The sequence below is a fragment of the Pantoea sp. 18069 genome, assembly GCF_902706035.1.
Lineage (GTDB): Bacteria > Pseudomonadota > Gammaproteobacteria > Burkholderiales > Burkholderiaceae_C > Comamonas.
Genome location: NZ_CACSJA010000012.1, coordinates 121,433 through 140,463 on the forward strand (window position 1 = coordinate 121,433; position 19,031 = coordinate 140,463).

18 protein-coding genes are annotated in these 19,031 nt (G+C 66.1%); 12 read left to right on the plus strand and 6 right to left on the minus strand.

Features of this window, described 5'->3' with window-relative positions; all coding sequences use genetic code 11:
* Positions 1-5 precede the first annotated feature (5 nt).
* The 11 genes from ntrC to GVL12_RS11915 all read left to right on the plus strand — a co-directional run bounded on the left by ntrC (position 6) and on the right by GVL12_RS11915 (position 11,753).
* Positions 6-1,571, plus strand: coding sequence for a nitrogen regulation protein NR(I) (gene ntrC / locus GVL12_RS11865; RefSeq protein ID WP_159914133.1), 1,566 nt, complete (start codon positions 6-8; stop codon positions 1,569-1,571).
* Positions 1,572-1,738: 167 nt separating this feature from the next.
* The gene (locus tag GVL12_RS11870; RefSeq protein WP_159914135.1) at positions 1,739-2,575 is read left to right on the plus strand and encodes a hypothetical protein; all 837 of its coding nucleotides are present in this window, start codon (positions 1,739-1,741) and stop codon (positions 2,573-2,575) included.
* Positions 2,576-3,395: 820 nt separating this feature from the next.
* Positions 3,396-4,355 carry a nitronate monooxygenase gene (locus tag GVL12_RS11875; protein WP_159914137.1) on the plus strand — a complete coding sequence of 320 codons (960 nt, stop codon included), beginning with the start codon at positions 3,396-3,398 and terminating at the stop codon, positions 4,353-4,355.
* Positions 4,356-4,383: 28 nt separating this feature from the next.
* Positions 4,384-5,136 (plus strand): enoyl-CoA hydratase/isomerase family protein, encoded by a 753-nt coding sequence (locus tag GVL12_RS11880; RefSeq protein ID WP_159914139.1) that lies wholly within the window; start codon positions 4,384-4,386, stop codon positions 5,134-5,136.
* A gap of 2 nt (positions 5,137-5,138) precedes the next feature.
* A complete protein-coding gene (locus tag GVL12_RS11885; protein WP_159914141.1) occupies positions 5,139-6,335 on the plus strand; it encodes a CaiB/BaiF CoA-transferase family protein in 1,197 nt (398 codons plus the stop codon).
* 52 nt (positions 6,336-6,387) lie between these two features.
* Positions 6,388-7,371 (plus strand): tripartite tricarboxylate transporter substrate binding protein, encoded by a 984-nt coding sequence (locus GVL12_RS11890; RefSeq protein WP_159914143.1) that lies wholly within the window; start codon positions 6,388-6,390, stop codon positions 7,369-7,371.
* A gap of 20 nt (positions 7,372-7,391) precedes the next feature.
* Positions 7,392-8,174, plus strand: coding sequence for an enoyl-CoA hydratase/isomerase family protein (locus GVL12_RS11895; RefSeq protein WP_200843700.1), 783 nt, complete (start codon positions 7,392-7,394; stop codon positions 8,172-8,174).
* Positions 8,158-9,819 carry an AMP-binding protein gene (locus tag GVL12_RS11900; protein ID WP_159914145.1) on the plus strand — a complete coding sequence of 554 codons (1,662 nt, stop codon included), beginning with the start codon at positions 8,158-8,160 and terminating at the stop codon, positions 9,817-9,819. The genes GVL12_RS11895 and GVL12_RS11900 overlap by 17 nt, the downstream gene beginning before the upstream one ends.
* A complete protein-coding gene (locus tag GVL12_RS11905; RefSeq protein WP_159914147.1) occupies positions 9,816-10,790 on the plus strand; it encodes a hydroxymethylglutaryl-CoA lyase in 975 nt (324 codons plus the stop codon). Before GVL12_RS11900 ends, GVL12_RS11905 begins: the two co-directional genes overlap by 4 nt.
* Positions 10,787-11,188, plus strand: coding sequence for a PaaI family thioesterase (locus tag GVL12_RS11910; RefSeq protein ID WP_159914149.1), 402 nt, complete (start codon positions 10,787-10,789; stop codon positions 11,186-11,188). The genes GVL12_RS11905 and GVL12_RS11910 overlap by 4 nt, the downstream gene beginning before the upstream one ends.
* A 28-nt stretch (positions 11,189-11,216) precedes the next feature.
* Positions 11,217-11,753: a MarR family winged helix-turn-helix transcriptional regulator gene (locus GVL12_RS11915; protein ID WP_159914151.1), complete on the plus strand. Its 537-nt coding sequence runs from the start codon at positions 11,217-11,219 to the stop codon at positions 11,751-11,753.
* Between the two features lie 51 nt (positions 11,754-11,804).
* Here the strand turns inward: GVL12_RS11915 and xth are convergent, their stop codons facing one another.
* From xth to GVL12_RS11930, 3 genes are all read right to left on the minus strand, one after another.
* On the minus strand, positions 11,805-12,581 hold the full coding sequence (xth, locus tag GVL12_RS11920; protein ID WP_159914153.1) for an exodeoxyribonuclease III: 777 nt from the start codon (positions 12,579-12,581) through the stop codon (positions 11,805-11,807).
* A 315-nt stretch (positions 12,582-12,896) separates the two neighbouring features.
* Positions 12,897-13,385: a DUF1097 domain-containing protein gene (locus GVL12_RS11925; protein WP_159914155.1), complete on the minus strand. Its 489-nt coding sequence runs from the start codon at positions 13,383-13,385 to the stop codon at positions 12,897-12,899.
* A gap of 16 nt (positions 13,386-13,401) precedes the next feature.
* A complete protein-coding gene (locus tag GVL12_RS11930) occupies positions 13,402-14,139 on the minus strand; it encodes an SDR family oxidoreductase (protein ID WP_159914157.1) in 738 nt (245 codons plus the stop codon).
* A 321-nt stretch (positions 14,140-14,460) separates the two neighbouring features.
* Here GVL12_RS11930 and GVL12_RS11935 point away from each other — a divergent pair, with 321 nt between their 5' ends.
* Complete coding sequence (locus GVL12_RS11935) at positions 14,461-15,363, plus strand: LysR family transcriptional regulator (RefSeq protein ID WP_159914159.1); 903 nt, start codon at positions 14,461-14,463, stop codon at positions 15,361-15,363.
* Positions 15,364-15,417: 54 nt separating this feature from the next.
* Here the strand turns inward: GVL12_RS11935 and GVL12_RS11940 are convergent, their stop codons facing one another.
* Genes GVL12_RS11940 through GVL12_RS11950 form a run of 3 tightly spaced genes read right to left on the minus strand, consistent with a single transcriptional unit; the run spans position 15,418 to position 18,979 of the window.
* Complete coding sequence (locus tag GVL12_RS11940; RefSeq protein WP_159914161.1) at positions 15,418-15,906, minus strand: type III secretion system chaperone; 489 nt, start codon at positions 15,904-15,906, stop codon at positions 15,418-15,420.
* The gene (locus GVL12_RS11945) at positions 15,903-16,478 is read right to left on the minus strand and encodes a hypothetical protein (protein ID WP_159914163.1); all 576 of its coding nucleotides are present in this window, start codon (positions 16,476-16,478) and stop codon (positions 15,903-15,905) included. The genes GVL12_RS11940 and GVL12_RS11945 overlap by 4 nt, the downstream gene beginning before the upstream one ends.
* Positions 16,479-16,510: 32 nt before the next feature.
* On the minus strand, positions 16,511-18,979 hold the full coding sequence (locus tag GVL12_RS11950; RefSeq protein ID WP_159914165.1) for a hypothetical protein: 2,469 nt from the start codon (positions 18,977-18,979) through the stop codon (positions 16,511-16,513).
* Positions 18,980-19,031 lie beyond the last annotated feature (52 nt).

Below are 19,031 nucleotides of genomic sequence, written 5' to 3' on the forward strand. Positions count from 1 at the left end.
AAAGTATGAAGCCGATCTGGATAGTAGATGACGACCCCTCGATCCGCTTCGTCCTGGAGAAGGCCCTGGCCAGGGAAAACCTGCCGACCCGCAGCTTCACCAACCCGCGTGAAGTGCTCGAGGCACTGGCCGATGTAGACCCCAGCGATGCCGCGCGCCAGCCCCCCCAGGTGCTGGTCAGCGACATCCGCATGCCCGGCGGCTCGGGCCTGCAACTGCTCGAGCAGGTGCGCACCCAGCAGCCCGGCTTGCCGGTGATCATCATGACGGCCTATTCCGACCTGGACAGCGCCGTGTCGGCATTCCAGCGCGGAGCCTTCGAATACCTGGCCAAGCCGTTCGACCTGCCCAAGGCGGTGGAGCTGATCCGCCGCGCGGTCGAGGAAAGCCAGCGCGAAGAAATCATAGAGGACCAGACGCCGCTCAATGCCGAAATGCTCGGACAGGCGCCGGCCATGCAGGACGTGTTCCGCGCGATCGGCCGCCTGAGCCAGAGCCAGGTCACGGTGCTGATCACGGGCGAATCGGGCTCGGGCAAGGAACTCGTGGCGCGCGCGCTGCACAAGCATTCTCCGGTGTCGGGCGGTCCGTTCGTGGCGATCAACACCGCGGCCATCCCCAAGGACCTGCTCGAGAGCGAATTGTTCGGCCATGAGCGCGGCGCGTTCACTGGCGCGCAGACCCAGCGGCGCGGGCGCTTCGAGCAGGCCGACGGCGGCACGCTGTTTCTCGATGAAATCGGCGACATGCCGTTCGATCTGCAGACGCGGCTGCTGCGCGTGCTGTCCGACGGGCATTTCTACCGCGTGGGCGGCCATGCGCCCGTGAAGTCGCATGTGCGCGTGATTGCCGCGACTCACCAGGATCTGGAGCTGCGCGTGCGCGACGGCGCGTTCCGCGAGGATTTGTTCCACCGGCTGAATGTGATCCGGCTGCGGCTGCCCGCGCTGCGCGAGCGCCGCGAAGACGTGCGCATGCTCGCGCGCCATTTCCTGCAGCAGAGCGCGCGCCAGCTCGGGGTCGAGCCCAAGCGGATTGCCGAAGCGGCGCTGCAGCGGCTGGAGGCATTCTCGTTTCCGGGCAATGTGCGCCAGCTCGAGAACATCTGCCACTGGCTCACGGTGATGGCGCCCGCGCAGCAGATCTCGGTCAAGGACCTGCCGCCCGAAGTGCTGCAGGAGGCCCCAGCCGGCACCGGCCCGGCAGCCGCGCCCCAGGTCGCCGTGGCACATGACAGCAGCCCCGTGGTCGAGCGCGACGAGGCCGCACCGGCCGCTTTCGAGCCCGCGACGGGCATGCACGCTGCGGCCAGCGCCGAGGTGCTGGTGGCGGGCGCCGCCGCGTCGACCTGGGAGCCGCTGCTCGACGTGCAGGCGCGCCTGCTGCTCGAAAGCGGCCAGGCCGATGTCTGGGATGTGCTGAGCCGGCGCTTCGAGTCGCACCTGATCCGCACCGCCTTGCAGGTCACGCACGGCCGGCGCATGGAAGCCGCGCAGCGCCTGGGCATAGGCCGCAACACCATCACCCGTAAGATCCAGGAACTGGGCCTCGAGGCGGGCGAAGACCACTGAGAACGCCGATATGGAGCCGGCAGGAAAGCGGCGCGCCCGGGCCTGCGCGCCCAGGCGCGAAAACGTCATCCCGGTCCTACGCCATGGCGTCGGGCACGCTGACCTGAAACGGCCCCCCGCCTGGCGACAATAAGACCAGATTCTTTTTGTGTGCGGAGTGCGTTTTCATGCCTGTTCCCCGGATTGCCGATTCTTCCTTTTTGCGCCGAACCCAGCGGCAATTGCGCTGGGGTGAAGAATCGCATCGTCAGACCGCTGCTGCATGCAATGCCGCCAATGGCAGTCCCGAGATCCGGGACTGCCAGGAAGTGCTCCAGGACGCGTTCTGGCATGACCATTACCATCTCCAGCCCTACTATGTGAGCGGCCGCGGCTACGACCAGTACCGGCCCGCGTATGAGCTGGGCTGGAAGGCGGCGGTGCAATACCCGGGCGATCTGACTGCGGTGATGCCGGTGCTCGAAGCCCAATGGCCAGGCTGCAGAGGCACGAGCTTGCTTGCCTGGCGACAGGTGGCGAGTGCGGTGCAGGCCGCCTGGGAACGCATGCGCCATGCCGATCCCGCGCTGGGCCCGTCACAGGTGAAGATGCTGTGCGTGCTGCAGGGCTTGCAGCGCCTGAACCTGCAGACGGTCAAAAGCCTGCAGCTTGCCATCACACAGGCGCCCCCGGGGCTGGTGCAGCAGATGCTGCAACGCCATCTGCAGGCGTTCGAGGCCGCATCGGCCGAACTCGCGCATGAATTCGCCTTGCCCGCGCATGACAAGGGCGATCGCCTGGTTTCCACATCGCTGTTGCGCAGCTGGGAGCTGATCAAGTCGGTGATGGCGCCGCAAAGCAATGCGACCGTGCTCGATGCGAGTGAAAACGCCGAAAGAATGCTGCTGATGGCCTACCGGGCAGCACTGCGCGAAGGCCTGCCCGAAGCGGCGCGCGCGATGTTGCTGCGCCAGGCGATGGCCGTGCAACGCGGCATCGAGGCGCTGCGCTGGCTGCGCTCGTGAGTTGCACACTGCGCTGAGCGGCTCCCGGAGCCGCTCAACTGTTTCCAGGCCGGCCGGGCACGCCGGATCCGCCGGGAGGGCGCGCCCCTCGCGCCATGCACGCATCTTCTCATCCAGTCGGCTGCGGATGGCCAGCATCACGCCATCGACGTTGCGCACGCCGAACAGATAGGGCGACGTGTCCGGCTCCTGCCCCACCACGTTGTCGGTGGCCAGCGTGGTGTAGCGCAGCCCCTGGTCCCGGTACGGCGGCACGCTGCCGAAGATGGCGGTGACTGAGCGCACCGGGGAAGCGCCGCTGGGTGGTGGTCCATGACGCGGCCGAATCGCTCGAATCGTGGTCGCCCTGCATCACGCGCAGATGCAGATGATTGGCCCGGCTGCTGTGCCAGCCCCGGTGGCCGCGAGTGTGGTTGACGTGCCAGGCCTCGACGATGGCGCCTGCCATGGGCTCGCACTGCACATCGCCGATACGCATGCTGCATGTGCATCGGCGACCCGTCCCTGCAGCCACTGATGTCGCTGCAATGCACCTGCCCGCCCATGAGTCATTGATGGCCGGGGTGTGCCCTTGCAGGGCACATGCGGCATGCGGATGCCGGTGCATTTTCTTGTCTTCTCGGGTGCTTGAGTTGACGCGAATCTCTCTTTTGAAAGAGGTTGCTGTCATCCACTATGTAGTTTCAGTGGTCAACTATATTCTGATTTTTCATTGGGAAAGAAGGTGCCTGTTAATTGCGTTGTAATTTTCAAAGCTCCGTTGTCAGTGCCTGAAAAGTAGTTTACAGTCGCAACTACTTTGAAAATAACGGAGACATTCATGGCCACCCGCATCACCCGTTTGCTCGGCATACAGCACCCCATCGTGCAGGCCGGAATGAGTTGGGCGTCGTCCAGCGCGGCCCTGCCGGCGGCGGTCTCGAACGCGGGGGCGCTGGGCGTTCTGGCGGCGGGGCCGCTGCGGCTGCAGGATTTCGGGCGCACGCTGGACGAACTGGCCGGCGCGACCGACAAACCCTATGCCGTCAACATTCCCCTGTACCGCCCGCAGGCCGCGCAGTTGCTCGATGCCATGGTCGATCGCAAGGTGCCCGTGGTGATTGCCTCGCAGGGCGGCCCCAGGGCGCATCTGCAGCGTTTTCGTGATTACGGCGCGGTCTGGATCCAGGTGGTCTCCACGCTAGAACATGCGAAGAAGGCCGCGGATGCCGGGGTGGATGCGCTGGTGGTCGTCGGCGGCGAGGCGGGCGGCCATCCGCCGGCCAACGAAGTCAGCACCCTGGTCACAGTGCGTCGCGTGCTGCAGGAGGTGCAGATCCCGGTCATTGCGGGCGGCGGCGTGGCCGACGGCTGGGGCATTGCCGCGCTGCTGGCCCTGGGCGCCGACGCGGTGCAACTGGGCACGCGTTTCCTGTTGACCGAGGAAGCCACGGTGCACGCCAACTACAAGGCCGCCGTGCTGGCCGCGGACGTGCACGACACCGTGCTGGTGGGCCGGCGCAGCCTTCCGGTGCGCGGCATCCGCAACGCCTTCGCGCAGGCCATCTTCGACGCCGAACGCGACCAGCTCGCGCAGGAGGACTACGACCTGCTGTTCAAGAAAAGCACGCTCAAGCAGGCCGCGCTCGACGGCGACGTCGAGTGGGGCAAGGTCGAGTTGGGCCAGTCGGCCGGGCTGGTGTCGCGCATAGCGCCGGCCGCGATGGTGGTGGCGCAGCTGGTGCGCGAACTGGCCCAGGCCAGCGCCCGCCTGCACACCATGACCGCCCCCCATTCCTGATCACCTCCCGGAGACAAGAAACCAAACCATGCAAGACCTCCAACACCTGCTCGTCGAAGACCGTGGCGCCGTGCGCATCCTCACGCTCAACCGCCCGGAAAAACACAATGCGCTCAATACCGTGCTGACGCGGGAACTGCTGGACAGCCTGCGCGCCGCCGACCGCGACCCGGCCGTCAACGCCGTGGTGCTCACGGGTGCCGGCAAGTCCTTTTGCGCGGGGGCCGACACCAGCGAGTTCTCGGCGCTGACGCCCGAAGACCCGCAGGCGGTCACGGCCCGTGCCGACCTGACCACCGCGCTGCACCTGGTGTTCTCGCAGATGAACAAGCCCGTGGTCTCCGCCGTGCGCGGCAACGCGCTGGGCGGCGGCGCCGGGCTGGCGATCGCCTGCGACCTGTGCGTCATGTCCGAGAGCGTGCGCTTTGGCTACCCCGAGCTCAGGCACGGCATCGTGGCGGCAGTGGTCATGGCCAACCTGGTGCGCCAGGTCGGTCGCAAGCAGGCCTTCGAGCTGGTGTCGCTGGGCGAGCCGCTGGACGGCGCCGGCGCCAGGGCCTTCGGCCTGTGCAACCGGGTGGCGCCCGATGCCGAGGTGCTCGATGTGGCGCTGCAGCTGGCCGGCAGGATCGCCGGCTGGAGCCCCATCGCCATGGCGACCACCAAGCGCAGCTTCCACCGCGCCGCGGACCTCGGCCTGGCGCAGGCGCTGGAAGTGGGGCGCGACGCCAACGTGATGATGCGCGGCTTTCGCAAGCCTGCGGCGAAGCAGGAGGCCTGAGCATGCGTCCACTCGAAGGCATTACCATCCTCGACCTTTCGCGGGTGCTGGCCTGCCCGTTCGCATCGATGATCCTGGCCGAACTCGGCGCCGAGGTCATCAAGGTCGAGCAACCGGGCTCGGGCGACGAGACCCGCGGGTTCGAGCCCGTGGTGCAGGGCGAGGGCGGCAAGGTCTCGGCCTACTACATGGCCTTCAACCGCAGCAAGCGCTCGATCACGGTCAACCTGCGTTCACCGCAGGGGCAGGAGCTGGTGCGCAAGCTGGCGGCCGGTGCCGACGTGGTGCTGGAGAACTTCCCCGTGGGCACGCTGGCGAAGTACGGGCTGGACTACGCGGCCCTGGGGGCGCTCAACGAGCGGCTGGTGCATGTCAGCTGCACCGGCTTTGGCGAGACCGGCCCCTATCGCCAGCGCAAGGGCTATGACACCGTCTTCCAGGCGATGGCCGGCATCATGAGCCTGACCGGCGAGCGCGGCGGCGGGCCGGTCAAGCCCGGCCTGCCGGTGGCCGACCTGACTTCGGGGCTGTGGGTCGCGATCGCCATCCTGTCGGCCCTGGCCGGCCGCGAGAAGACCGGCAAGGGCAGCCATGTCGATTTCTCAATGTTCGACGGCCAGGTCGGCCTGCTGTCGCTGGCCGCCGCGCGCTGGTTTGCCCTGGGTGAAGTGCCCGCGCGCCTGGGCACAGAGCATCCCGGACGCATCCCGTCGGCGGCCTTTGTCTGTGCCGACGGCAAGTGGGTGCAGATCACCGGCAGCGACCAGCATTGGGCGCCGCTTTGCAATCTGCTCGGGCTGGAGGCTTGGGCGCAGGATGCGGCGCTGGCGCGCAATGCCGGGCGCCTGGCCCGCCGCGAGGAAGTGATGGCCGGCCTGCAGTCCGCCATCGGCCAGCTGGACCGCGACGAACTTTGCCGCCGCTGCGACGCGGTGGGCGTGCCGGCGGGGCCCATCCTGCAGGTGGACGAGGTGCTGGCCAATGCGCATGTCGCCGCGCGCGGCATGGTGGTCGAGTTCCCGCACCCGCAGATCGGCAGCTTCCGCGGCATGCGGGTGCCGCTGCGCTTCCAGGGCCTGGACGACCCCGAAGTGGGCCGCCCGCCGCTGCTGGGCGAACACACCGGCGAGGTGCTGCGCGAGAAGCTCGGCATCGGCGAGAGCGAGCTGGCCGTCCTGCGCGAGGCCGGCGCGATCTGAGGTGGCCGGCATTTCGAGAATTTGGCGTATCGACACAACAGGAGACAAAGACATGAAGATCATCTGCCCAACCGTTCTTGGCGCTGCCGCGCTCGCCTGCCTGGGCTGGCTCGCGCCCGCCGCCATGGCGCAGGACAACTACCCCTCGCGCCCCATCACCCTGGTCAATCCCTACGCCGTGGGGGGGCCGGCCGACCTGCTGGCGCGTGCCCTGGCCAAGAATCTGGGGGATGCGCTAGGCCAGGCCGTCATCGTCGAGAACAAGGCCGGTGGCGGCGCCTCGATAGGCGCAGCCCAGGTCGCGAAGGCGGCTGCGGACGGCTATACGCTGTTGATCGGCACGGCCGCGGCCCATACCGTGACGCCGGCCGCGACCAAGGTGCCCTACGACGGCATCGCGGGCTTCGAGTTCGTCGGCATGGTGGCCAACGTGCCCAATGTGCTGACGGTGCACCCGTCGCTGCCGGAGCACAACCTCAAGGATTTCATCGCGCTGGCGAAGTCGCAGCCCGGCAAGCTGAGTTACGCCTCGGCCGGCCTTGGCAGCTCGCCGCACATCGGCGGGGAAATGTTCAAGCATGTGGCCCAGGTGGACATCGTGCACGTTCCCTACAAGGGCGCGGCCCCCGCCCTCAACGACATGGTGGCCGGCGTGGTGCCGGTAGGCCTGCTGAACATCTCGGGGGCCTTGCCTTTCATCAAATCCAACCGCCTGCGCGCACTCGCCTATGGCGGCAGCACGCGCTCGCCCGATCTGCCCGATGTGCCGACCTTCGCCGAGGCCGGGCTGCCCCATCTGGAGATGGGCAGCTGGTACAGCCTTGCGGTGCCGGCCAGGACGCCGGCGGCCGTGGTCGACAAGCTGGCGAAGGCCTTGCAGACGGTGCAGGCCAAGCCTGAATTCAGGCAATTGCTGACCGCCCAGAACGCCGAGATCATGCCGCAGATGAAGGCGCAGGCCACCGACTACATTCGGGCCGACGGCAAGCGCCTGGCCGAACTGCTGCAGGCCACGGGCATGAAATTACAGGATTGAAAGAGGAAAGCAGACAAATCATGAAGCAATTTCCCGAATTCACCATGCTGCGGCTGGCGCTGCAGGGGCCGGTGGCCACGCTGTGGCTGGCCCGGCCGGACAGCCGCAATGCCTTGAATCTGGCGATGTGCCGCGAGCTGACCGCGGCCTGCGAGGCGCTCGACGCCGACGACACGGTACGGGTGGTCGTGGTGCGTGGCGAGGGCGTGGCCTTTTGCGCCGGCGCCGACCTGAAGGAGCGCCAGGGCATGAGCCCGGCCGAGATGCTCGCACGCCGCGTCGAGGGCTTCACCGCCTACGCCGCCCTGGAGGCGCTGAGCAAGCCCGTCATCGCCGCGGTGCACGGCCCGGCCTATGGCTCGGGCTGCGAGATTGCCGCCTCCTGCGACTTTGTGCTGGCCACCGCGGCCGCGGCGTTCAAGTACCCGGAAGTCGGCTGGGGCACGGTGGGCGCCACGCAGCGCCTGCCGCGCATCGTCGGCAGGCGCATGGCCAAGGAGCTGCTGTTCACCGGCCGCGTGGTCGATGCGCACGAAGCCCTGGCGCTGGGCCTGGTCAACCATGTCTACGCGCCCGAGGAATTCGAAGCCCGCCTCGGCGAGACCGTGGAGCGCATCGCGGCGGCGAACCCGCTGACGGTCAGCCTCACCAAGCGCAGCATCGACGGCGGCCTGGAGACCACGCGCGAAGGCGCGATGGCCGTCGAACTGCTGGCCATCCAGGAGAACCTGCGCCACAGCGATTGGCAAAGCGCCATCGCGGGCTTCGGCAAGAAGGAGGGCAGCGATGCGACTGCTGGATGAGCATTTCCGCCCGGTGCCGGTCACGCTGGCCCAGGTGCTGGCCGCCACGGTCCAGGCGCGCGGCGCCGGCGAGGCCTACATCGGTCCGGGCGAGCGCCACCGCTGGTCGGACATCGCTGGCGAGAGCCGCCGGATCGCCGCAGCCCTGCATGCCGCCGGCATCGGCCGTGGCGACCATGTCGGGCTGATGCTGGGCAATTCGGGCCTGTGGATCGCGGCCTTCTTCGCCTGCGCGTCGCTGGGCGCGGTGAGCGTGCCGGTCAACACCCGCTTCAAGGCCGAGGAACTGCTGTTCTGTCTGAAGCAGGCGGACGTGCGCCTGCTGATCCATGCCGACAGCTTCCTGGGCATCGATTTCACGGCGCTGCTGCGCCAGGTGGAGCCGGCGCTCGACAGCCAGCTGCCCGGCTCCGCCTTGCCGCAGCTGCGCTGCGTGGTCACGGTGGGCGCGCAGCCGGTGCCGGCCGGTGCCGTGGCATTCGAGCGTTTCCTGGCGGGGGGCGCGGAGGTGTCGCACACGGCGCTGGAGGCCCTTGCCGCCCAGGTCCAGCCGCAGGACGTGCTGCTGATCCAGTACACCTCCGGCACCACGTCCTTTCCCAAGGGCGTGATGCTCAGCCACGCCAACATGCTGGGCGACGCCGCCTCGGTGGCGCGCCGCATGGGCGTGACGGCCGACGACCGCTACTTCAGCATCCGGCCTTTCTTCCACGTGGCCGGCAGCACCCTGTCGGTGCTGGTTGCGCTGACTTCGGGCTGCTGCCTGCTGAGCATGGCCAGGTTCGACGTGGCCCAGGCGCTGCGCATGCTCGAAGGCGAGCGCTGCACGCTGACTTCGGGCAACGACACCATTTTCCTGATGCTCATGGGCCATCCGAATTTTGATCCGCAAAGGCTGCACCTGGTCGGTGGCTGGGCCGCCGCCGGTCCCGAAGTGATGCAGAAGATCCGCGACGTGATGCAGGTGCCGTTCGTCTGCAATGCCTATGGCCAGTCCGAGGCGTCGCCCAACGTGCTGCTGAGCGACCGGGATGACGACTTCGAACTGCGCCGCGACGGCTTCATGCTGCCGCACCCGGGCGTGGAGGTGCGCCTGTGCGACGCCGACAGCGGCGCGGTGCTGACGTCCGATGCCGCGCAGGGCGAAATCCAGGTGCGTGGCTGGAACGTCATGCGCGGCTACTACAACATGCCCGAAGCCACGGCCAAGGCCTTCACCGCCGACGGCTGGCTGCGCACCGGGGACATCGGCGAGCAGCGCGCCGACGGCCGCATGCGCATGGTTGGCCGGCTCAAGGACATGTACCGCGTCGGAGGCGAGAACGTTGCGCCGGCCGAAGTCGAGGAGGTGCTGCATGCCCATCCGGCCGTGCAGCAGGCCCAGGTGATAGGCGTGCCCGACGCGCGCCTGGGCGAGGTGACCGGCGCCTTCGTGCTGCTCAAGCCCGGCCATGCGGTCAGCGCCGATGCGCTGGTGGCATGGTGCAAGGCGCGCTGCGCCAATTTCAAGGTGCCGCGCTACATTGACCTGGTGGACTCCTTCGAGCACATCGGCATGACCGGCAGCAGCAAGGTGCAGAAGAACAAGCTGCGCGACCATGCGGTGAAGCTGTGGAACATACGCTCGGACACGGAGGCCCAATGAACGATTTTTCCCTGGAAGACGACGGCCGCGACGTGGTGCTGTGCGAATGTTTCGCGCGCGATGGGCTGCAGCACGAGCCGTCCATGCTGCCGACCGCCGTCAAGGCCGATCTGGTGGGGCGTTTCGCCGACCTGGGTTTTTCCCGCGTCGAAGCGACCTCCTACTCCAACCCCAAGGTGATCCCGCAGTTCGGCGACGCGAGCGCGCTGCTGCGGGTGCTGGCGCGCCGGCCTGGCGTGTTCTACAAGGCCACCTGCGCCAACCTGCGCGCAGTGCAGCGCGCGCTGGCCGATGCCGATGCCGGCTTCGGCGCCAACGAGATCAGCCTGCTGGTCTCGGCCACCGACACCCATTCGCGCAAGAACCTCGCGCGCAGCCGCGAGGACCAGTGGCTGAACATCGGCGAGATGGCGGCCGCCGCCGCCGGGCGCTTTCGGCTGATCGGCACCATCTCCATGGCGTTTGGCTGTCCGTTCGAAGGCTTCGTGGCGCCGGACGAAGTGATTGCCGCCGTTGGGCGTTTTCGCCAGGCGGGTGTGCGCCACGTGACGTTGGGTGACACCACCGGCACGGCCACGCCGCGCAGCACTGCGGCGCTGTTTCGCCGCATGCGCGCGGAGTTTCCCGACGTGGTGCCCATCGCCCATTTCCACGATACGCGCGGCACCGGCCTGGCCAACTACGTGGCGGCGCTGGAGGCCGGCGTGCGCCATTTCGACTGCGCCCTGGGCGGTGTCGGCGGCCACCCGGCCAAGGTGAAATACGGTGGCGGCCACACGGGCAACGTCAGCAGCGAGGATCTGATCGATCTGTTCGAGAACATGGGCCTGAAGACCGGCATCGATATGGACGCCCTGCTGGAAACCGTCGAAGCCTGTGAACAGGTCCTGGGCCGTGAACTGCACGGACGCGTCGCCCGCAGCGGCCTTAACCCGTTGCGCACCGCTCTTTTGAACACCGCAGTCGCATGAATTCCACGCACGATGGCGCGCCTTCCAGGCCGCAAGTCGCCCCCTTCGCCGCCTGGCTCGGTCTGTATAATGAGAGCGCCGCCGCCGGCTGCGCGGTGGTGCATCTCACGCCGCGGCAGGAAATGTGCAATCGCCACGGGGTGGTGCACGGCGGTGTGCTGGCGAGCCTGCTCGACAGTGCCATGGCCCGTGCCAGCCGCACGCTCGAGGGCGTGAAGGAGCTCGGCGGCACCACCGATTTGCATGTGCAGTTCATGCGGCCGGCCGCAGGCCCTTTGCGGGCGCAAGCCTGGATCGATCTTGCGGGTGGTACGCTGGCCTTTTGCCGGGCAGAAGTGCGCAATGCCGCGGCGGAACTGGTGGCGACCGGCAGTGCCTCGATACGCTTGCGTCGCTGAAGTTGTTCGCGAGATTTTTATAGCCTTTATGCCCCGTCTTGTTTCCACTGCCCCCACTGCAAAGCAAGCGCAGCCCGCCGCACCCCATTTCAAGGAACTGGTGTCGTTTCGGCTGAATACGCTGGCCAGCATCTGGAGCCGGCTGGCGGCCGAAGCCAATCAGCGGGATTTCGAACTCGACCCGCGCGAGTGGCGCATTCTCGGCATGCTGGGCGCCTACGCACCGATGTCGCTGCAGCAACTGGCGCGCGAAATCAATGTGGACAAGAGCCAGGCCAGCCGCTCCGTTTCGGCGCTCTTCGAGCGCGGCCTGCTGCAGCGGGGCTCGGATGCCAGCGACGGCCGTGGCGTGCAGTTGAGCCTGACGCGCAAGGGGCTGCAACTGTACCGCAAGGTGTTTCCCAAGGCGCTCAAGCGCAACGAGGAACTGTTGTCGGTGTTGAGCGAGGACGAACGTGCCGTGCTGGACCGTGCGCTCGACCGGCTCACCGAACATGCCCAGTTGACCTTGGCGCAGGCCAGGGTCCAGGACAAACGCAGCACGCCGCGCAAGAAAGCGGCCTGAAGCCGCCTTCGCCGACTTGGGCCGCCCCGGCTGCGATGACCGCGGCCTGGGTCAGTCCAGGGTCACCACCACGGGCGCGTGGTCGCTGGGTTGCTGGTTCTTGCGGGGCGCGCGGTCGATATGGCAGGCGCTGACGCTGGGCTTGAGGGCGTCGCTGACCAGGATATGGTCGATGCGCAGGCCGCGGTTCTTCTGGAAACCCAGCATGCGGTAATCCCACCAGGAAAAGCTTTTCTCGGGCTGCTCGAACAGCCGGAAGGCATCGCTCATGCCCAGCTCCAGCAGGTCGCGGAAATGCTGGCGTTCCTCGCTGGTGTGGTGGATGGTCTCGCGCAGGCCTTCGGGGTCGAACGAATCGCGGTCTTCAGGCGCGACGTTGAAGTCACCGACCAGCACCAGCCGCTCGTTCGCGGCCAGTTCCTTGCGCACCCATTCGCGCAGCGCTTCGAGCCAGCGCATCTTGTAGGCGAACTTTTCGCTGCCCGGCGCCTGGCCGTTGACGAAGTAGCCGTTGATCAGGCGCAGCGGGCCACTCGCGGTATCGAGCGTGGCGGCGATGATGCGCGCCTGCGCATCGTCGTGTTCGGGGATATTGCGCACCACGTCGCGCGCAGGCGTGCGGCTCAGGATCGCCACGCCGTTATAGGTCTTCTGCCCATGGGTCACCGCCTGGTAGCCTGCTTCCTGCAAGGCCAGCAGCGGGAATTTGTCATCGGTCAGCTTGAGTTCCTGCAGGCCCAGCGCATCGACAGGATTGGCTTGCAGCCAGTCGAGTACCTGGGGCAGGCGCACGGTGAGGGAGTTGACGTTCCAGGTGGCAATTTTCATTTGCGAAAAATCCTTAATAAAATCAATTGCTTGCGAATGACATTTTGTATTTCTTGTCTCTGGCTACCAGTCTGGCTACCTGTAAATCGTGGGTCATTCGCAATGCGCTATTCAGCATTTTGGCGCGGCTGGCCCTTGAGGTGGTTTTCGAGGGATTCAGCCGTGATGCCGCTGGCGCGCTCCCCGACTTTGACCCGCACGGGTCTCTTGTCCCGCACAAGGCGGTAAGTGGTGGCGCGAGACACGCCCCATCGAGTCCCTTCACGGCGAATGCCGGAGATCTGGGTTCCGTGCGCATCGACAGGCGCGCGCCACTCATGCGGGGAATATCCGGCGCGCCGCGTAATGCGAGATCCATCCAGCGATAGACCCGATGGCGCTGGCGCCGGCCAGCTGCGCGAGGTGCTCGAGCGAGGGCTCCATGTGCGCTGCAAACCATGCCACCAGGCCGAGGAAGTAGCCCAGCAGGTTGTTGAGCACCGGCAGGCCGCGCAAGCCGACCACGATCAGCGCCACCACGAAGACCACCAGCGGCATCGCCACCAGCAGGCCTAGCGTCGGCGCCAGGGTGCCAATGGCCGTCGCGGCCAGGGCGCCTATGGCCAGGCCGAGCCAGACGCAGCCCAGGCTGTCCAAGGTGGAGCGGGTCGTGAGTCCGCGGGTGAAGAACGCGATCCAGCCGATGAACATGGCCCAGACGGGCAGCCCTGCCAAGATGGCGCTGGCCGACGCCAGGGAGGCTGTCACGGCAGCAACGATGGTGACGGTGACGTAGGCACGAGGCGAGGTAGTGGTGTGGCTCATGGGGGGCTCCGTCGGATCAGGCCACGCCGCCATTGGCGCGAAGCACCTGGCCATTGACCCAGGCGCCATCCTTGCCGGCGAGCATGGCCACGACACCGGCGATATCGTCAGGCTGGCCCAGGCGCTCCAGCGGCGGCATCCTGGCGAAAGTCTGGATCTGCTCCTCGGTCTTGCCGTTGAGGAACAGGTCGGTGGCCACCGGGCCGGGGGCCACGGCGTTCACGGTGATGTGTCGGCCGCGCAGTTCCTTGGCGAAGACGCGGGTAAAGGCCTCGACCGCGGCCTTGGTGCCGTTGTAGATGGCGTAGCCAGGCAGGTTCAGCGCCAGCGTGGTGCTCGACAGGTTGATGATGCGTCCGCCATCGTTCAGGCGCGTGGCGGCCTCGCGCAGGGTGTTGAAGACGCCCTGTGTGTTGATTGCGAAGTTCTGTGCATACAGTTCGTCGCTGGTCTGGGCCAGCGGCATTGTCTTGAGCATGCCGGCGTTGTTGACCAGCACGTCGATCTTGCCGAGTTTGTTTTCGATGGTGGTGAACATGGCCTGCACCTGGTCGGCCCTGGAGACATCGGCCTGGACGGCGATGGCGGATACACCGGCCTGGGTGAGCTCGGCGACCAGGGCATCGGCCTGGTCGGCATTGGATGCGTAGTTGATGGCGACGGCAAAGCCGTCGCGGGCCAGGCGGCGGGCGATGGCGGCACCGATGCCGCGCGAGGCGCCGGTGATCAGGGCAATTTGGGGAGAGGTGCTCATGGTCTGAATCCTTCGGTTGGTTGGTGAGACGGATTCTGGACTGTTCATCGGAAAAGATAATTACCTTGAAATTGCAATAACAATTCCATTTGCTACAACTATTGGGCGATCATCTTCCATGCCCTGCAATCTGCTCACGGCATGGGGCGCTGGCTTTGCGAGGACGAGGTTGGACAGGTCGAAACTGCCGGTTTCGAAGGGGCGGCTGCGGGCGATGCCGTGGTTGTCCAAGGGGCTTGGGGACGATGGGCCGTCTCTCTTGCTTTGGAATGATGTGTTTGATGTTCGAGTACTATTTCGACAAGTTCAACAGTTGCCGCCATGGATCGTTTTCAGGAAATGCAGGTTTTCGTCCGCATCGCGGACCGGCACAGCTTCTCGCTGGCCTCGGACGATCTGCAGATTCCGCGCGCGACGGTGAGCAACCTCATCAAGCGTCTGGAGCAGCGCATCGGCGTCAGGCTGCTGGAGCGCACGACGCGCCAGGTTCGCCTGACGCATGAAGGTGAGGCCTACTATCACCGCTGCGTGCGCCTGCTGGCCGATCTGGAGGAGACGGAAAGCGCATTTCGCGACGCGCCTCCCAAGGGACTGTTGCGGGTGAACCTGCAGGGCACCTTGGCCAAGCACTTCGTCATGCCGGCGCTGGGGGAGTTCCTGGCCTTGTATCCGGGCATCACCCTGCATGTCGGCGAGGATGATCGCCTGATCGATCTCGTGCGAGAAGGGGTCGATTGCGTGCTGCGCGCCGGCGCGCTGCAGGACTCGTCCCTGATCGGTCGGCAGGTCGCGCTGATGGAGCAGGTGACTGCGGGCAGTCCTGCCTATCTGAAGGCGTACGGCGTGCCGAGGACGCTGGATGATCTCCAGCACCATCTGGCCGTGGACTACGTCTCGAGCGCCACGGGGCGTCCAGCCAGCCTCGATTTCCAGGTCGGCAAGGACGTCGTGGCGCGGCGACTGAAGGCGAGAATTTCCGTGAGCGGTGCCGATCTATATACCGGCGCGGCCTTGTCCGGCCTGGGGCTTGTCCAGGTGCCACGCTATCGCATCGAGAACGAACTGGCCGAAGGGGGGTTGCGTGTGGTCCTGCCTGGCAACCCGCCGCCATCGATGCCGGTTTCCGTCCTCTATCCCCAGAACCGCCAACTCTCGGCGCGTGTTCGTGTCTTCGCGCAATGGCTTGCGCAGCGCTTCGAGGCTGCGAGCGCCCGCGGCGCGTGAGATACCTGCCTTGCAAGGCAAGGCTCAATATGGAGACGCTGCCGCGCAACCGTATCAGGCGCGCGAGCGCAGCAGCAGACCCATGGCGTCCGCCAGGGGCACATTGGTCGCCCCCCCGGCGTTGGCTTCTGTCTCGGCTTCAGCCTGGTTGAGCTGATCTTGCCAGCCCTCGACGGTGTTGACGAAGCTTTCCACGGCCGCGACCAAGCTGGTGTCATCCATGGGCATCCAGTGCAGGGGGCGGGCCAGCACCGCATGCGGTGGCTCGTCTGCGGACAGGCTGAGGGTCGCACCCGAAGTGTGCCGCCAGAAGAGGTTGGCCTGCAGCAGTTTTTCGTAGAAGGCCGGGCTGCGCCGGGGTACCGGCCCCAGGTCCGCGTACAGCCAGAGTTCGTTTTCGGTCTCCCGGTATTGCAGGCTGACGACCATGCGCTGGTCCAGCTCCAGCGCGCAGCCTCCGTCTGCGTCCAATGGAAGCTGGCTGAGTCCCATGCGCTGACCCAGTTCGCGCAACAATGCCTGCAGGCGTTCCGGTGTGTTCATGTGTGCTGCTTCTCGTTCAAGGCAGTCAGTTCCGCATCGATGCGGCTGAGCATCTGCGCAGGCGGCTGCCAGGTGATTTCGTCGGTTGCGGCTTCGGGTGGCTGGACCCATGCCCAGCGTGGCTCGGAGAAGCGGGTGAGCACCACCAGCAGCTTTTGCTCTGGCGCCAGGCGGCCTTGTCGCTTCAGTTCTGCCAGCCGCTGCGGCAATGGCCGGGCCCAGGCCAGCACGCGCTCGATCTCGGCGCGGGCGGTGGCCACATCGGTGTAGGCCCCCCCCCAGGGCAACTGGACGAACAGGGCCAGCGGCCCGCTCACCAGATAGTAGTGAAACGCCCAGCTCTGGCTGCCGTGGCCATCGATGGCCAGCACGGCGTAATCGGCAGGGCTCGCGCAGCGCAGCAGCTCACCCACATGCACTTCCAGGGTATAGGGTGAAGCCGCGAGTTCACGGGTGGAATAGATGCCGGGAGCGCGCTCGCGCAACTGCTCGGCCAGCTCGGCAGGCAGTGCGGGCAAGCTCAGGCCTTCGGTGCGCAGGAACGCTTCGGCGTGGTGCAGGTCGGTGTTCATGGCGTATGTCTTGATGGTGGGCCGGGTGTCGCTCAGAAGGGAACGCCGTAGCCTGCGGCCCGCGCAAAGTAGCTGTTTTCCTTCGTTTGCAAGGGGCTTCTTGTCGCTTGGGCATTCCACGCAGCGGGCGTGAGGACCTGGTTTTTCTTTTCCAATTTATCCACGTGCTCGAGCACGGACTGCAGGCGGCTTTGGGCCGCACTGACCTCTTCCGGACTCAGCTTGTCGTTGAGCATGGCAGTCAAGCGCTGCGGCGTGATGCTGCGAATGGCTGCTGCCATGTCGGTATCGATCAGTTCGGGCATTAGCGTGCCACGGAAACCCTCGCGTTGCTTGTCATTTTTGACATAGCGGATGTCATTGCCCTGCGTGGTGTTCTTGCCGAAGCATTGGTCGTTGTCTATGCCCGAAACCTTGGCTTTGGCTTGGCCTCTTTCATCTTTGTACGCATGGATGAAGTAGTTGCCGTCATGCCGGTCTCCTTGTCCGACCAGGTGATCGAGCAACTGCAGCTTCGTGATCTCGCGCCGCACTTCGGGGTTGTCGTAGAGGGCGGTTTCAGTGTTACATGCAGGTTGCCCCGGCGCACGACCCATCACCAGCCCTATCTGCAACTTCTGCCCTCCTGATGGCAAGCGCTGCAGGCAGGAGCCGATCTTGCAGTCCACCACCACATCGAAACCCAGGGCGCGGGCCATGTCCTGGGTGGCCAGATTGCGGTTGGCGATTTGCGGGTGATCCAGGTCGATGCCTATCTTGTCGGCCACCCAGCCCCCTTCGGTGTTGGCCATGGGTTTGAAAATACCTTCGGCGATGCCATCAGGCCCGCTGTATCGCGCCGCATAGACTGTGTTGGACGCGCCGTTACCCAGCTTCGACATATCGTCCAGGCGCTGCTCGTCGGTGTGCTCGGCGACCACGGTCTGGCGGGTGATCGGGATGCCCAGCTCCCGGTATGCATCGCCGCCGTTCCTGCCCAGTCCGCTGAGTTGCAGCAAAAGGATCTCGCCCTCGCTGAATTGGCTTGTAAGAAGGGCTTTTTCCTCGGGAGTACGGCTGTCGAGATCGTCCATCAGGCTGGCGGCACGCTCGCTGTCCAGCAGCACGCGTGCATCCGTTGCCTGGCTGGGCAGCAATCCCTTGTCCATCAGGCGATTCATGTCCTGCAGGGACACGCCCTCGCGGGCGAAGGCCAGTGCATGTGACAGATCTGCCCCTTCAGGCAGTGTGCCGCCGTTGCGCAGCTCATCGAGCAGGCCTTGGAGCACCCGGCGCTCGATGGAAACCTGGTCGTTCAGGTCCTTGAGGGCCTTGGCGCGCGGGTCGGTGTTGTTCCTGAGGTAGCGCTCCGTGGTGGCCTTCAGGTTGTCCAGCAATTTCAGCGCCTGCTCGGCCGCGCCGGTGTCGCCTTGTGCGCTGTGCGCGCCGCAGGCGGCGTGGTACTTTTCCAGGTTTGCGAGAATTTTCCGATAGTCGGCGGGCTGGCCCTCATATGCGGTGGACAGCTTTTCCCCCTGCAATATTTCTCGCGCCTCTTGCGTCTGATCCAGCTCCAGGCCCTTGTCAATCAAACGTGTCATCTCTTTCAGGGACACCTCTTCGCGGATGAAGGCCAGCGCATGCGACAAGGTGGCCCCCTGGGGCAGCACGCCATCTTTCAATTCAGCCACCAGATTCGTCAGCGTGGCGCGTTCGCTGGTGATCTGCCTGCGCAGGTTCTCGATGACTCCTGCGCGATGGTGATTGCCGTCGCCGCCCCGGCTATACCGGTCCATGATCCTGGACAACTCGTCCAGTCGGGCCGTCGCATCCTGGGCTGTTCCAGTCCGGCACGCGTCGTGGTAGGCCTTCAGCCCTGTGAGAATGTCTTTGTAGTCGGTCGATGGCGTGCCGCTACGGAAGAGATTCAGGAACCGTTCAAGCAGGCTGTGGCTTTTAGCGGGGCCGGCGCGGGCGATGAGCTGACCGGTCGAGGGAAGGCCCCTGGGCTGAACGACTTTGTCGGAGCCTCCCGAGGGCAGGAGCAATTGGGTGCTCGACGGGAGGGCGCCGTAGCGCGCCTGGCGCACCAGCGCGGGAGGGGCGCTCGCTGGCCGCGCCTGGCGCTGCTCCAAAGGAGGTGCTTCGACGGGCGTGGACGCCGCTTGTTCCGCAGGGGCTGGGGTGATTGTCTGCGCCTGAGGCCGCACCTGTACGTGGCGCCCCTGAAGCTTTCCCTGCGCAGGCGCAGGCGAGGGGCCTTCTTCGCGTTGAAGTATTCCCTGTAAAAAACTGTCGCTAGTTTGGCCGATTGATACCACGGCGACTCCTTGATCAATGCCTTTCGTACCATTCCTCCGAAGAGTAGTAACGACAGCGCGCCGAACGTTCCACGGCGTCCAGAGATTGGAGTAAAGCAATGGCGCGCGTTGTGCGCCCACCTGCGCGGTCAGCCCGAGCCGGGTGACCGAGGCGACAGCTGCCTTGACGCGCGCCGCGCGCCTGGCATTGCGGGCAGCCAAGCCATTGAAGTCATTGGCTGCAGAAAACCGCCTGGCGGCCCATCCCTGCCCG